A 13,997-nucleotide genomic window follows, 5' to 3' on the forward strand; every position below is an offset into this window, starting at 1 on the left:
ACAACATCACGCCTGCCTGCAAAGACGCCATTGATGCGATGCGTGAAGTGGAAGACCAGGCGGAGAAGACTGGCGGAGCGCTTAAAAGCGGATTTGCACAGGGCCTTGGGCAGAGCGCATTCAATGCCGCTGCTTCCGGTCTGAAAAGCATCTCTGCAGGGGTGGCCGATGTCGGAAAATCCTTTGAACATTCCATGTCGAATGTGGAAGCGCTTATGGGGGAGGATAAGCTTAAATCCGTTTTCGAAAGCCCTGCCGAAGGACTGGAAGTATTGAGCAGGGCAGCTCAGGAAGCAGGAGCCACCACGCAGTTTTCCGCCTCGGAAGCAGCAGACGCGCTCGGATACATGGCGCTGGCGGGCTGGGATGCTCAAAAGTCAGCCAACGCTTTGCCGGCTATTCTGGATCTGGCTGCCAGTTCCGGCATGGGTCTGGCTGAAGCGTCGGATACAGTGACAGATTACTTATCCGCATTTTCCAACTCACTTGACGGCGCCGGCCGGTCGGCTTTAACCGCCTCGGAAATGGTCGATATCATGGCATATGCACAGGCCAACTCAAATACGAGCGCCGCTCAGCTCGGTGAAGCATGGAAGAACTGTGCAGCCAACCTGAATGCTGCCGGACAGGATGTTCAGACGACAACATCCTTTCTGGAAGCGATGGCCAATCAGGGCCTGAAAGGTTCTGAAGCCGGCACAGCCATGGCGGCAATCATGCGCGATGTGACCGCCAGCATGGAAAACGGCGCGATTAAAATTGGTGACGTATCTGTAGCGGTACAGGATGAGAAGGGAAACTTCAAGGATCTGACCGCTATCATGACCGACGTTGAGAAAGCGACGCAGGGCATGGGCGATGCCCAGAAGGCTGCGGCATTGGCTTCCACGTTTACCGCAGATTCGCAAAAGGGCATTAACCTTCTGCTCAATGAAGGCATGGGCAAAATTGCGGGCTATGAAGATGCCCTGCGCAGCTGCAATGGCGCAGCGTCCGATATAGCAGCAACCATGAACGATAACTTGGAAGGCGACCTGAAATCGCTCAACTCTGCCTGGGAGGCCGTGCAGGTCACTCTGTTTCAGGCCGTTGCCCCGGCACTCAGGGCCGTAACGCAGGCGGCGACAAAGGTTTGCCAGATCGTCAATGATCTGATCAGCGGCTGGCAGTCATGGCAGGCCCATCTGGATGGAACGGCAACTAAAGAGCAGGAGAATCAGCTGCAGGGGCTGTCCGGTACGATGAAGGCCGTCTATCAGGCGGTCGATAACCTGAAAGCCGCGTGGGAGGCATTCAAGAAAGGCCTGGAAGAGTCGGGCGCTCTGGATGCGGTAAAATCCGCCCTGGATACGCTGCGCGGCGCTTTCTTCCTGCTTACATCTCAGATGGGGGACGGATCGGGGATGAAATCTTTTGGCGAAGCCGTCGGCGATGTGGTGAAATGGATTGCAAAAGCGGTAGAGTCATTTGCCAGATTCGAAGCGAAGACCGGCGGACTTATCTCAAAACTGATGCTCGGCATTGGCAGCGTAAAGCTGTTTGGCGGAGCCTTCAGCAAGGTCGGCAGCCTGATCGGCGGTCTCAAAATCAAAAATCCGTTTGCCAAACTGCCGGATCAGGCTGGCGGATCCATGACGGCGACCAAAAGCAAAGTCGCTCAGATCTTCTCTTCCATTGGCGATGTGATCAAAAGGCCGGAGAAGGAATCGGGGCCGCTTTCAAAGGCATCGGGCAGGGAATCGGGTCGATCTCTCTTACCGGAGCCGCAGGTCTTGCCGTGGTCATCGGAACGATTACAGTCGCTCTTCTTGCCCTGTCAGCTTGTAAGCGACACCGTCCTTCCGTTCCTTGACGGGCTGGCTGACGTTATCTCAAGACTTGTCGACGGAGTGCTGGACGCCTTTGCGGGATTCATCCTGGACCTGGCGGACGTCTTCCCGATTCTGGCGGAATCGCTCGTTACACTCTCACCGCTGGTTGAAGCGTTTGGAACGGCGTTTGCGACCGTTCTGACCGCACTGAGCCCAATCATTGATACGCTCAGCGGTCTGATTAACGGCGTTGTAGAGACGGTGTCTGGTGCTGTTGTGGCCATTGTGGAAGCAGTCGCTCCATTCATTCCGAACATTCAGGGAATGGTTGCAACCATCGGCGAATGCATCCTGGCAATCTGCGACTCGTTTAATACGCTGATCGTAAATATCCCGCCTATCCTGAACTCGATCCGGGACATTGTGGGCACCGTGTTCCATGGAATTGAAGACATTATCCGTGCTGTCGGAGATTCCGTTTCCGGAATTCTGGACTCTCTGGGCGACACGTTTACCAAGTGCGGAGACGCGATCCGGACCGCCTTTGACGGTGTGGCGGATATCATCACCGCATTCGGAGACGCTGTCCGCAACGTGCTGGACGGTGTGTCCGGAATTATCGATTCCATTGGCAATGCGTGCCTCAATGCGGGAACCGGCTTCAAACGACTGGCTGAAGGTCTTCAGATCATCGCCGATCTGAACGGCTGGGATCTGGCAGGAACGCTGGCGGCAATTGCTGTACCCATTGGCGCGATCGTGGCATCGACAGCCGGAATCGGGGAAAGCGGCTCTCAGCTGATGACGCTTTCTCTGGCACTGAAAGCCATGTGTGAAACGGCAGGAAGCCTGGACAGTGCCGGGGCGGCGATTCAAAGCTTTGCTGAGAATACATCCAGCCTTATCAGTCATGCGGGTGAACTGGAGCAAATTTCACTTGCCATGATGATGCTGGGTCAGGCAAGCATTGAGGCCGGTACCGGCCTGCTTGCCGCTGGCATAGCCCTGGGCACAATCACCCAGTCCGTTACGATTCTTGCGGCAGTGATCGATCAGGCAAGCTCAGGCGTTCAAACCCTGTTTGGGGCGATTGGATCGGCTGGATCATCCGCCGAACGGTTTGGCCAGTCGCTTTTGAGCGCTTCAGCCGCGCTCATTTCCTTTGGACAGTCTGCCGGAGCCGTAGCTTCGTCTTCAAGACGCCTGTCTTCTGCGTTCCGATCGGCTATGTCGTCGGTTGCGCAGGCGGTCAGCGCGGGAATGAGCCGCGTGAATTCGGTCATGGTTCAGGGAATGAATACGATGGTTGCTTCAGCGACTCAGTCGCTGAATCGGCTGGTGCGCGCAGCTGCCGAAGTCATGAACTCCTTCTGCGCCGCAATCCAAAGTGGAATGAGCCGAGCCGTCGGTATTGCAGCTTCTATGGCCGCAGCGATTCCTTCCGCCGCATCGGCAGCCGTATATGGAATGTACCAGGTTGGCGTCAACATCGGTAAAGGACTTGCGGACGGAATGCAGTCTCAGCTGGCCAGAGTCGCAAAAATTGCAGCCGAGCTTGGCAACACTGCGGCGGAAGCGACAAGAAAAGCCACAGAGGTGCGCTCACCTTCCCGAGTATTCAAGCGGATCGGTGCCTGCATTGGTGAAGGCCTGGCACAGGGAATGGAATCCAGATTTGGTCGGATCGCATCCGCAGCGGATGTGATGAGCTCCATGGCAGCGCAGAACGTACTGTCAAACGGTATGGAAGGAATTGGCAGTACGCCGGATCTTTCGGCAGACAGACGGTTTGGAGATGTAGTAATTGAGATGAACCAGATCATTGACGGCCGCCAGTTCGCAAAAGCGACAGCCCGGTTTACGCGGGATGAGCTCGACAGGCAGGACCGCCTGAAGCTCAGACTTGCGGGAGGTGTTTAACCATGCTTTATGAGTTTTCAACCATTCAAGCGGCGGAGAGTGAAGACCATGCACTTTCCGCCGAATCTCTTTCCTATGATGGAAAGTACCTGGAAAGAAGTCCCCGGCTTTCGGATCCTGACGGTGTCCGGCCGGGGCATTTTAACCAAAGAAATCACAGAACGGACCCGCAACGGATTTGATGGGTCCGATTTTGTCAGGCGGGTTATCCCTGCCAGAGACATTACCGTTCAGTACTCTCTGTCTGCTCCAGATGCAAAAGAGCTGATGGCCCGGATAAACCAGCTCAACGGACTGCTTACCAAAGACCAGGCCAAAATCATTTTTGCGGATGAGCCGGACAAGTACTTCGTGGGCACTGCGTACAACGCCACGGATCTGGAGCCCGGCAGGCTTTCCTGCACCGGTGAGATCCGGATCCGCTGCAGTGATCCATATAAATACGCCGTGATGGAAAAGCCGGTCAGCGTGAGTGTCAGCAGCTCTAGAAAGAGCCCGGTCACGATCCGAAACAACGGCAATGCGGATGCGCTTCTGCGCTTTGAACTGTCCGGATCCAAAAACGGGTATCTGGGTATCAGCTGCGCACAGGGCGCCATGGAGTTTGGAAACATCGAAGCAGCGGACAGCGTGGCCGTCAGCGACGCCCAGGAATGGCTGCTGGAAAGCACTGACATCATTAAGGACTGGCCTTCCACGGCCGGATCCACGCAGCATTCACTGAAAAAGCTCCGGCAGGCCCCAACCACAGGAGAACGCAGAATGCAGGACTGGCTGACACTCGGCCCGGCAGACTTTCACGCTTCCGCAGCCTGGTGCAGCCGAACTATAGAAATCCCGGTGCCACGCGACTCTACCCAGCAGGATCTGGACGCGTCGGCAGGCGGTGCATCCAGTTTTTACGTTTCGCTTTTCCACTGGTTTGAAACGGCTCACGCCGCCCAGTGCGGTGAACAGAAGATCATGTTCATGAACGTGAACGGGACGACAGAAAAAGAAATCGCCTGTCTTACCATTCACAAAAACAGCGTGTCGAATCAGGCGGAATACCTGGTATGGATCAATGGAAACTTGATTCGCTCCTTTCCTTTCGTATGCGACAGCCGCAACCCGTTTGCGCAGGGGTTTTACGGCAACAATGACTTCCATAAAGACGGCGAACGGTTCCGTTATTACTTCAATGGAAAGTATTACGGACACACTGAGCCGGCGCTCAGAGACACGGTCTGCAACCGGATCCGGATCACGTTTTCCCACTTCCCGGGCAGAGACGCGGTCACCCGTAACTATCTCGGCCGCTTCCGCTTCCGCAAGGATCACATCTCCGGCTCCTCTGCGCGCCCCGTCGCTTTTCCGCTGCAGTCGAGAATCACCATCGACGGCAAAGCCGGAAAGATCTATCTGGACGATCAGTACCGCCCGGATCTGGAAGTGATCGGCTCACAGTACTTCAGGATTCCGCCCGGAGACAGTGAGATCCGCATCGTGCCCTCTTCCTGGTTTGAGGGCATGCTGAGCGGCACCATTTATGTACAGGAAAGGTGGTTGTAATGAGCACCAGAATTCATATTCTGTCCGCAGAGGAATCGCCGGTTCTGGTCATGGACAACAATGCGCCTAAAGCACTGCATTACTACAGCGACAGCCTTCACAGCTATCTGACAATCGGCGGGGCATCAACGTTCACCTTCAGTGTTGACAGCACGCATGAAGAGGCGCATCTGATCGAAGCGGGCATGAAAATCGGCTTTCGATTCGAGGACACGGACTGGTATTTCACGATTACCAGCGTGGATCGGGACGAAACGGAAACGGTCATTACATCCGAGGGACTTAGCTTCGAGTTCCTGAATGAAGAGGTCGACCAGTTCGACGCATCAACGGACATGACTTTTCTGGAATACCTGGACGCATGGGGATTTGAGCGTGACATATTAAAAACGGTCAGAAATGATATTCCAACCGTGAAAAAGAAGCTCAAATTTGATGCACGGGAAAGCATTTTAAAGCGCATGGCCAGCCTCGCCAGCAGCTTCGGAATTGAGGTCCGTCTTTCCCCATTGCTTACCCTGTACGGTGGGCTGAAAGAAATTCAGATGTCCTTATGCGTAGCCGGCGACAGAAAGGGCGTCGGAACGGATCTGACAGACCAGATCATCCGCTGGGGAGCGGTCCGGAATCTATTCGAAAGACAACGGATCTCACAGAGTTCTGCTCCCGTCTTCGGGCAAGAGGCAAGTCATCCCGGGAAGGGGATCAGGATGTAACGATCACGCTGGCTGGATATACTCCTGGCTCTTCCGCGACAGATCCAGACGGGTACACCTATGTTCTGAACAGTACAGATCTGTGCTGCCCGCAGGCTCGCGACCGCTATCCTTCAAGTCTTACAAAGAATCCAGAGGGCGGGTACATCGACGGATACGTCGTCCGCTTCTTTGAAGACTCAAACGCAGACACGCAGGAAAAGCTGTATCAGTCAACGCTTGCTCAGCTGCGCAAGCTGTGCCGGCCAAAAGTTTCCTATGAGGTTCGAGGAACCGTCCCTGGATCCATTGGCGACTGGCTCACCGTTGAGGACGCTGGCTACTCCCCGATCGAGTACTACCAGTGCCGCATTGTAGAAAAAGAAGTCTGTGTTTCAACAGGAGAAGTAACAGGAGTCAAGCTCGACAACTTCACCGAAATGAGTTCAAAACTTTCTCAGTCCATCCTTTCGCAGATAGAAGAAGCCATGGAGAAGGCCGCCATCTATGACTGCCGCATTTCATCCGCCGACGGAACGGCCATGGACGATGACGGAACGCCGCATACTTTCAATGCAGTCGTTCGCAAAAATTCGATAGACGTAACCAGTGACATGGAAATCACCTGGTATCTGGACGGAAATGAAGTCCCAAAAGGGGATTCTGCGTACCAGATCCAGCTGGATCCGGTCGCTATGACGATCGGATCGCATGTTCTGAGCTTCAGTGCTTTGCAGGGCAGCATCCTTAGAGGAACGGCTGAGGTCACGCTTACCCGCTCAAAAGTAGCTGTTGAAGAACTGCCAACCGGCGACGGCGTGAAGATCATCATGAACGAGTCCGCCGCCCATGTGAGCAATGGAAAAGACGGCATCTCACCAACTGTTAGCCTTAGCAAGTCGGGTAAGACATCGACACTGAAAATCACAGATAAAAACGGTGATCATACGACACTGATCCAAGATGGAGCGGATGGTGCTGATGGGAAAGACGGAAAAGATGGAGTACAGGGACCGCGAGGCCCGCGAGGTCTCAAGGGAGACGCCGGGACCAGCGGGACCGGGATTAGTTCTGTAACCGTCAAGTACTACCAATCCTCAAGCTCATCCACGCCGTCTCAAAGCTCTTCTAGCTGGAGTACGACGTTACCTACACCTACCGCCGGGTACTACCTGCATACTCAAGTGGCTATCGCGAAAACAGATGGAACGACAACTTACTTTTACCTGAAGAACCGGAACGGATCGAACGGAACAAGTCCGACAGTGGTAAACAACTTGACCAGCACGAGCACTACAAGCGCGTTGTCTGCAAACCAGGGAAGAATCTTAAGTGAACGCTTACGCACTCCTCAAACAGGGTGGTATCAAAAGATTCTATATGATACGAACAACTTAACGTGCGTCTATATACGGAGCTGGGGTAAAGGCCCTAACGCCGTTGTGACCGGCGATATATCATTTGGAAGCTCTAAACCAAATACGCCGGGAACAACTTACACATATAACACCGGATTTAAATTTCAAAGCGCAACTGTAGCAGCAAATGTTCCATTTGGAAGAGACGGCAGTGGAATGGCACATGTCAAGATTCAATTTGACGGGACAATCACTGTAAGAATTGTTGCAACATCAACAGCAACAGGGGGACTATAGGTGATTCAACACTCTATTGGGCATTGCCTGTATTGGTAGATACTTATCCAGATTAAACAAAAAACCCGCCTCCACCGGCGGGTTTTCTGATGAAAGGAGAATGAAATGACAATTTTACAAGCTGATTTTAAATCGAAACAAGTTGTTAGCGCAGACAGCTCAGATAAAAAGCCTGTCATCGGCGTAGCAGGCGACAGCGCAACAAGAACCATTCGCTTCCTGCTCGAGAAAGACGTGGACGAGCTTCCAAAGGGGATCAGCCTTAACTCCATCACGTGGGAAATGCAATATGAAAACGTCAACCTTCAGCGTGGATCGGTTCTGCCAGATAGCGTGAAAGACGAGGACGGCAAGCTGGAAATCGTCTTTACCATTCCGGCGAGTCTTGCGGTTGCGCCAGGTGATTGCCAGATCCAGCTTTGCGGATCCGGTGGCGACTCCAAACACTGGCACCTTTCGCCCATGACAGTCCAGATCGGCGACTTCTTCGAGCCGGACACGATCGAGGAGACAGACCCAAAGTACGATTTGCTGAATCAGCTCAGCGCGAAGGTAAGCCAGCTGGAAGCGGCGGATTACTTATCCGGAGCAGATGCGGCCAATACATATCTAGCCAAAACGGATGCGGCAGATACATATCTGGCGAAAGAAGAAGCGGCGAGCAAATATGTCAAAAATGAGGCGATTGGATTTAACCATTTCGACATAGCAAATATGTATGGCGCTAGCACAGGCACGTTATACGGCGGATATTCGGAGTACCGCTTTGCCATCACCGCGGAGTATGAAGCTGATGTGCCGGTTACGTTCCGAGGTGGCGGTGGACAGATTATGACTACCCAAAATATCAGCTCCAAATCCGGCATGAAATACGCGGCTTTCTTTGTCGTGAAAGATACGAAAACGGGTGATGTGCAGATTCTTTTCGGTCAGGGAGATTCGCCGATTATCGATCCGCTTCAGTCGGGGGTGCTTTCTATCTACACATTCGGAAGCAATGACGGATACGTCGACAGTGTTGAGGTCGGCCCTATGCCAGAACGTATTGCCACCAAGTGCGCAATGCGCAGATAGACAGAAAGAGAGGAAACAGAAATGAAAAATACACTTTGGTTCAAAGCCGCAGGTATTCGTGCGGTGAAGACAATGGCGCAATCAGCGCTCGCCGTACTTGGATCAGGTATGTTCGGCGTTCTGGAAGTTGACTGGCTCAATCTGTTGTCCATCACAATCATGGCCGGGATTTGCTCTGTTCTGACGTCCATTGCCGGCCTTCCTGAAGTCAAGGATGAGGTGGCTCAGTGATGGATCCAGTGATCACATCGGCGATTATTGCCGCCAGCATCCCGGCCATTGCTTCGATCGTTGTGAATCTGATTGCGAACAGTAAAACGTCGGCTCTGATGAAATACCGCCTGGACGTACTGGAGAAGAAGCAAGATAGACACAATCAGCTGATCGAGAGGGTCTATCACCTTGAGGAAGATCAGCGGGTGACGGCAGAAAAAATCAGAGTGGCCAATCACCGGATCGACGATCTGGAGAAAACAGCAGGATAAAAGCATGGCGGAGTAATTTGCAGATTATGCAATTTGCTCCGCTTTTATATGGAGGAAATGAAATGGTAGAAATTACAAAATCCTACATCCCGGCCGGCACTCCGGCAAGGCCGGCCTATCCTATGGACGCCACGGGAGTAACGATCCACAATACAGGATCCAGCGCATCGGCCAAAAATCACATGCTGTACATGACACAAAACGGCGGTTTCAACTCGACCACCAGTTACCACTTTGTGATTGATGATATCAACTGCTTTCAGCTGCTTCCGATCACTGAAAACGCGTGGCACGCCGGCGATGGCGCATTGGGCGCAGGCAACCGGAAGACGATTGCCATTGAAATTTGTGAGTGCGGCGACATCAAGAAAGCTCATGACAGAGCGGCCGAGCTGACCGCGTACCTGCTCAAGAAGATTGGCGGATCCGCGCAGCATAGCGTGTTCCAACATGCGCAATGGATGGCCAAAGACTGCCCCAGACTGCTCAGATCCGGGCGCCCCTACTCCTGGAGTACGTTCCTTGAGAAGGTCAATCAGTTCATGAAGACGGAAGCACCAGCGTCAAAGAAAGAGCCGGTCAAGGTTCCGGAAGCGGCGGCTGGATCCGTATACCGCCTGTATTCAGGAGCAGATCATCTCTATACGCAATCGCACAAAGAGGCTCAGGCTCTTGCAGATCTGGGCTGGAAGTACGAGGGCATTGGCTGGGTAGCCCCGGCTGAAGGTGAACCGGTTTACCGCCTCTATGCAGGCGGAAAGCACCTGTTCACTGCTGATCAGAAAGAGAAGAACCGCCTGGTAGATCTGGGCTGGAAGGACGAAGGCACTGCCTTTATTTCTGGCGGATCCCGGCCGATCTATCGCATGTATAACCCGCATAGCGGTGAGCACTTACTAACGGCTAGCCTGAAGGAACACGATGCCGCCACGAAGGCCGGATGGTACTGCGAAGGGCAGGAAATCAAGTATTAGTGCTATACTGACTTCACTAAGAACGGCAAGGAATCCTACGGGACTTGCACGTGTAAAAGGTCCCAGATTGGGGCCTTTTATGTGTGTCGACAGTGTCGATGTAGCTTGTCGACAGTGTCGACAGGGCTCGACAAAATGCGAAACAGTTCATCGAGTGACTCGACAAAATAAAACCCTCAGCTTTCGAGCTGAGGGCGTTTTTAGTTTCGCTTAAAGGCGAATGTGTGAATTAAAACTAAGCTTGAAACTTCTACAACAAAGGTATCCGTGTTCAGCTTTTGTATCAAATGGTGGGAACGGAGGGACTTGAACCCTCACGAGCAAAGCTCGACGGATTTTAAGTCCGTTGCGTCTACCGGTTCCGCCACGATCCCGTGCAATAAAAATGGAGGTTCCGGTCGGAGTTGAACCGACGATCACAGAGTTGCAGTCTGTTGCCTTAGCCACTTGGCTACGGAACCATTTGTGTGAACCATTTGTTAACGCTCGTTCATATTATCAAAGATCTTTCCGAGGGTCAACCGTAAATCTGAATTCCTGATTTCTTAGCATGAAGAAGCAAAACGCCGGAAATTGCCTCGTTTCCAATTACTAGTAATCCCCCAAAATCGTGATCTTTTCCCCGCGTGTTTTTTGACCTGGAAATTTCAGAAGGACGAAAGTGAGCAGGGGATTCTTTCTGGATTTGTTTTTTGCGGATTTGCTGGAATTCTTGGCAAGAGGAAGCTCTTTTCGCTTCGATTGTTCCAAAAGAAAACTTTGTCTTATAATGCATGAAGCCCGGTCTGCACCAGAGCTTCAAAATCTGGCGGCAGTGGTTTCAAATCAATATCAAGGAGGCTGACATGTATCATCTGATCGAAGAATTTGAACAGAATCTTGGCCGCAACCGAACGCTGAGCTTTCTGTTTTCCCTGATCAAAATCATTCTCTCTGCGCTGCTGCAGACGTATGTCGTGCAGGTTTTCATGGATCCCTGCAACCTGATTTCCGGCGGCTTTACCGGTATTGCGCTGTTTATCAGCCGTGTCGCCTCGCTTGGCGGGATGAATCTGCCGGTCTCTTTACTCATTATCCTCCTGAACGTTCCAGTCGCCGCGTTTTGCGTGCGCGCCATTTCCAAGCGCTTTGTTCTCCTTTCGGCCATTCAGTTTGTTCTGGTTTCCATGTTCCTGGAAATTTTCAGCTTTGAACCGTTATTTTACGACATCATGATGAACCTGCTGTTTGGCGGCATTCTCTGGGGCTTCTCGATTTCTCTGGCGTTAAGTTCCGGCGGCTCGACCGGCGGTACCGACTTTATCGCCCAGTACGTATCCAACAAGATTCACCGTTCGATCTTTAACATCGTGTTCTATTTCAACGTCGCGATGTATATCGCCTACGGTTTCTCCTTTGGCTGGATTTACTGCGCGTATTCCATCATCTTCCAGTTTTTGTCCACGACCGTCATCAACAAGATGTACAAACGCTATCAGCGCATGACCCTGCAGATTACGTGCAAGGACCCAAAACCGGTTGTCGACGCGTTTATGGAAACAGTTCGTCACGGTATGTCCATCATCGAATGCAAGGGCGCGTACAAAGGTGAAACGTACTACATCTGTGAATCCGTTGTTTCTTCTTTTGAACTGCCGGAGCTGACCCGTGCACTGATCAAGGCGGATCCGCACTGTCTGATCAACGTCTATCGAACCGTATCGTTTTACGGCAGCTTCTACCAGAAGCCAATCGAATAGAACCCTGTTTTATTTCCCTTGTTCTTTTAATGCACACGAAAGAGGAAGACCGAAGACGTCCGGTTTCCCTCTTTTTCTCTGGCTTTTCGCTGGTGCAAAAATGCTTTAAATTTGTGGGTATTCGGCGCGAACCGATAAGCGCAAATAGTTAAATAATACGTATATTTCACAAATCGATTCTGCTATAATGAGAAGCGCGAAACCCGCTCCAGTTTATGCAGACGGCTTTTTATTCCCGTTTAAGAAGAACGGAGTAAAGTAAAAATCCAAATGTTCAGACTGGAACATGGACGACGCAAAGTTTTCGAATAAGCGAAAAATAAAATAAGAAATATATAAGCGAAAAAGGATCCGGATTGAGGATCCTGTCCGATAAATCCAAGTGAATTGAAAAGCCGGCATTCCATGCCGATTGCCTTTGGTTCGCACCCACTGGAAAGGAGGAAAAATGAGAAAACGCAGAAGCTCAAAATCCAAAGAAAAAGCAGCCGGATCAGCCGACTGGTCTCCAATCGAATTCTGGTTTTATCCATCGTCATTGTGGCTCTGTTTTTGAGTCTGTTTGTGCGTCTGGTGGATATCCAGGCGATTCATCACAATTCCTATCTCGAAAAGCAGGATGACTATACGTCCATTAAACAGTACAGTTCCGCACCGCGCGGTCAGATTTACGATGCCAAAGGACGTGTGCTCGCCAAAACGGTTGCCTGTAAAAATATCGTCTATACGACACCGCAGAACGCTACGTATACCGATATGATGATTTACGCCGACCGTATGGGCGAAGTGTTCCATATTGAGATGGACGACTTCACCAATGCGGAAATCAAGGACGCGTACCTGCAGTACACAACGCTCCTCGATCCCGAAGATCCGCATTACGACGGTCTTGATCTGCTCAATGAAGAACAGAGAGCAACGTACGATGCGGGAGAAATGACATCCAGTCAGCTTCGGCAGATTCAGTTAGGTGCCATGACGCAGGAAACCATCGATCAGGCTGACGCGCGTGCTCTGAAGGCCGCAGCCATTTATAACCGTATGGCCCAGAGTTCGTCGACCGGTCAGTCGGCAGTCATTGCCGAAGACGCGGACGATGAAGAATGCGCCTATCTCGTTGAACACAAAAGCGAGTTTCCCGGCTTTGACATCGACTTTGGCGGCTGGAAACGCGAATATCCGTACGGCGAATCGCTCAGTGATGTTCTCGGATCCGTATCGACGTCCACCGAAGGTCTTCCAGACTCGCTGGCGGACGAATATCTGGCTAAGGGCTATCAGTACAATGCCCAGGTCGGCAAATCCGGTCTGGAACTGCAGTACAACGATCTGCTCAGCGGTACCGATGAAATCGCCAAAATCACCTACGACTCCAACGGTCTTGCGCATAAGCAGATTCTCCAGCCGGCAAAGAAGGGGCATGATCTTTATCTGTCTGTAGATATCGACTTGCAGCTCAAGCTCGATGAAACGTTGAAATCCGTTTTGCAGGCGTACGGCGGAACGAAAAACCGTGAAAACTTCTACACGCTGTTCATGTGCATGGAAAACCCACAGACCGGGGATGTGCTGGCCCTTTCCGGCTATCAGATGGATCCGGAAACCCGGCAGCTTTCCTATTACGCGTCCGGCAACTATACCCAGCTGATCAACCCGGGCAGCTGCGTAAAAGGCGCTACGGTGTACATGGGACAGTCCGAAGGCGTTGTGCAGGAAGGCGAAGTCATTGTCGATGAAGTCATGAACATCGGCGGACAGAATTTCGGCTCCTACACCGAACACGGTCCGGTAAACGATGTGCAGGCGCTTTCGGTTTCGTCCAACGTTTACATGTTCCAGATCGCGATGCGTCTTGGCGGGTATAACTATGTACCGGGCGAAGCCCTCAATATCGTCGATGTTCCTGGAACGCTCAACAAGATGCGCAATTACTATTCGCAGTTTGGACTGGGCAATATGACCGGTCTCGATGTTCCCAATGAAGTGACCGTCTTCGCAGCGGGAAACAATACACCCAACATGGTCATCAACTACGCGATCGGTCAGCTCGATACGTATACTCCTCTGCAGCTGATGCAGTATGCGGGGTAATC

At 52.1% G+C, this 13,997-nt stretch carries 11 protein-coding genes and 2 tRNA genes; 10 read left to right on the forward strand and 3 right to left on the reverse strand.

Annotation, left to right across the window (positions count from 1 at the left end; genetic code table 11):
* Positions 1–38 precede the first annotated feature (38 nt).
* The 8 genes from KWG61_RS08630 to KWG61_RS08665 all read left to right on the forward strand — a co-directional run bounded on the left by KWG61_RS08630 (position 39) and on the right by KWG61_RS08665 (position 10,165).
* Positions 39–3,731, forward strand: a complete 3,693-nt coding sequence (locus KWG61_RS08630) for a phage tail tape measure protein (protein WP_242743468.1) — start codon at positions 39–41, stop codon at positions 3,729–3,731.
* Positions 3,732–3,779: 48 nt separating this feature from the next.
* Positions 3,780–5,282, forward strand: a complete 1,503-nt coding sequence (locus tag KWG61_RS08635) for a distal tail protein Dit (protein ID WP_242743469.1) — start codon at positions 3,780–3,782, stop codon at positions 5,280–5,282.
* The gene (locus tag KWG61_RS08640) at positions 5,282–5,998 is read left to right on the forward strand and encodes a hypothetical protein (protein ID WP_242743470.1); all 717 of its coding nucleotides are present in this window, start codon (positions 5,282–5,284) and stop codon (positions 5,996–5,998) included. Before KWG61_RS08635 ends, KWG61_RS08640 begins: the two co-directional genes overlap by 1 nt.
* 419 nt (positions 5,999–6,417) lie before the next feature.
* Positions 6,418–7,632 carry a collagen-like protein gene (locus KWG61_RS08645; protein ID WP_242743471.1) on the forward strand — a complete coding sequence of 405 codons (1,215 nt, stop codon included), beginning with the start codon at positions 6,418–6,420 and terminating at the stop codon, positions 7,630–7,632.
* A gap of 105 nt (positions 7,633–7,737) precedes the next feature.
* Positions 7,738–8,706 carry a hypothetical protein gene (locus tag KWG61_RS08650; RefSeq protein WP_230267907.1) on the forward strand — a complete coding sequence of 323 codons (969 nt, stop codon included), beginning with the start codon at positions 7,738–7,740 and terminating at the stop codon, positions 8,704–8,706.
* 21 nt (positions 8,707–8,727) lie between these two features.
* The gene (locus tag KWG61_RS08655; protein ID WP_230267908.1) at positions 8,728–8,937 is read left to right on the forward strand and encodes a holin; all 210 of its coding nucleotides are present in this window, start codon (positions 8,728–8,730) and stop codon (positions 8,935–8,937) included.
* A complete protein-coding gene (locus KWG61_RS08660; RefSeq protein WP_230267909.1) occupies positions 8,937–9,191 on the forward strand; it encodes a hemolysin XhlA family protein in 255 nt (84 codons plus the stop codon). Before KWG61_RS08655 ends, KWG61_RS08660 begins: the two co-directional genes overlap by 1 nt.
* 62 nt (positions 9,192–9,253) lie before the next feature.
* Entirely contained in the window at positions 9,254–10,165 is a 912-nt protein-coding gene (locus KWG61_RS08665; protein WP_230267910.1) for an N-acetylmuramoyl-L-alanine amidase, read from the forward strand.
* 288 nt (positions 10,166–10,453) lie between these two features.
* Here the strand turns inward: KWG61_RS08665 and KWG61_RS08670 are convergent.
* From KWG61_RS08670 to KWG61_RS08680, 3 genes are all read right to left on the reverse strand, one after another.
* Positions 10,454–10,539 (reverse strand) — tRNA-Leu (locus KWG61_RS08670).
* 12 nt (positions 10,540–10,551) lie between these two features.
* Positions 10,552–10,626, reverse strand: a tRNA-Cys gene (locus KWG61_RS08675).
* Positions 10,627–10,682: 56 nt separating this feature from the next.
* Positions 10,683–10,940, reverse strand: coding sequence for a hypothetical protein (locus KWG61_RS08680; protein WP_242743472.1), 258 nt, complete (start codon positions 10,938–10,940; stop codon positions 10,683–10,685).
* A gap of 70 nt (positions 10,941–11,010) precedes the next feature.
* On the opposite strand from KWG61_RS08680, the gene KWG61_RS08685 reads away from it, so the two are divergent.
* Together KWG61_RS08685 and KWG61_RS08690 are read left to right on the forward strand one after the other, a co-directional pair.
* Complete coding sequence (locus KWG61_RS08685; protein ID WP_230267911.1) at positions 11,011–11,904, forward strand: YitT family protein; 894 nt, start codon at positions 11,011–11,013, stop codon at positions 11,902–11,904.
* A 405-nt stretch (positions 11,905–12,309) separates the two neighbouring features.
* The gene (locus tag KWG61_RS08690; RefSeq protein WP_256460653.1) at positions 12,310–13,995 is read left to right on the forward strand and encodes a penicillin-binding transpeptidase domain-containing protein; all 1,686 of its coding nucleotides are present in this window, start codon (positions 12,310–12,312) and stop codon (positions 13,993–13,995) included.
* The last annotated feature ends 2 nt before the right edge of the window (positions 13,996–13,997 follow it).

Source organism: Allobaculum sp. Allo2 (assembly GCF_022701175.1).
GTDB classification, from domain to species: domain Bacteria; phylum Bacillota_I; class Bacilli_A; order Erysipelotrichales; family Erysipelotrichaceae; genus Allobaculum; species Allobaculum fili.

Bases quoted from the DNA above. Each gene is read 5' to 3' on its own strand.
- KWG61_RS08630 (WP_242743468.1), top strand. From the start codon at position 39: ATGCGTGAAGTGGAAGACCAGGCGGAGAAGACTGGCGGAGCGCTTAAA.
- KWG61_RS08635 (WP_242743469.1), top strand. From the start codon at position 3,780: ATGCACTTTCCGCCGAATCTCTTTCCTATGATGGAAAGTACCTGGAAA.
- KWG61_RS08640 (WP_242743470.1), top strand. From the start codon at position 5,282: ATGAGCACCAGAATTCATATTCTGTCCGCAGAGGAATCGCCGGTTCTG.
- KWG61_RS08645 (WP_242743471.1), top strand. From the start codon at position 6,418: ATGAGTTCAAAACTTTCTCAGTCCATCCTTTCGCAGATAGAAGAAGCC.
- KWG61_RS08650 (WP_230267907.1), top strand. From the start codon at position 7,738: ATGACAATTTTACAAGCTGATTTTAAATCGAAACAAGTTGTTAGCGCA.
- KWG61_RS08655 (WP_230267908.1), top strand. From the start codon at position 8,728: ATGAAAAATACACTTTGGTTCAAAGCCGCAGGTATTCGTGCGGTGAAG.
- KWG61_RS08660 (WP_230267909.1), top strand. From the start codon at position 8,937: ATGGATCCAGTGATCACATCGGCGATTATTGCCGCCAGCATCCCGGCC.
- KWG61_RS08665 (WP_230267910.1), top strand. From the start codon at position 9,254: ATGGTAGAAATTACAAAATCCTACATCCCGGCCGGCACTCCGGCAAGG.
- KWG61_RS08680 (WP_242743472.1), bottom strand. From the start codon at position 10,940: ATGCATTATAAGACAAAGTTTTCTTTTGGAACAATCGAAGCGAAAAGA.
- KWG61_RS08685 (WP_230267911.1), top strand. From the start codon at position 11,011: ATGTATCATCTGATCGAAGAATTTGAACAGAATCTTGGCCGCAACCGA.
- KWG61_RS08690 (WP_256460653.1), top strand. From the start codon at position 12,310: ATGCCGATTGCCTTTGGTTCGCACCCACTGGAAAGGAGGAAAAATGAG.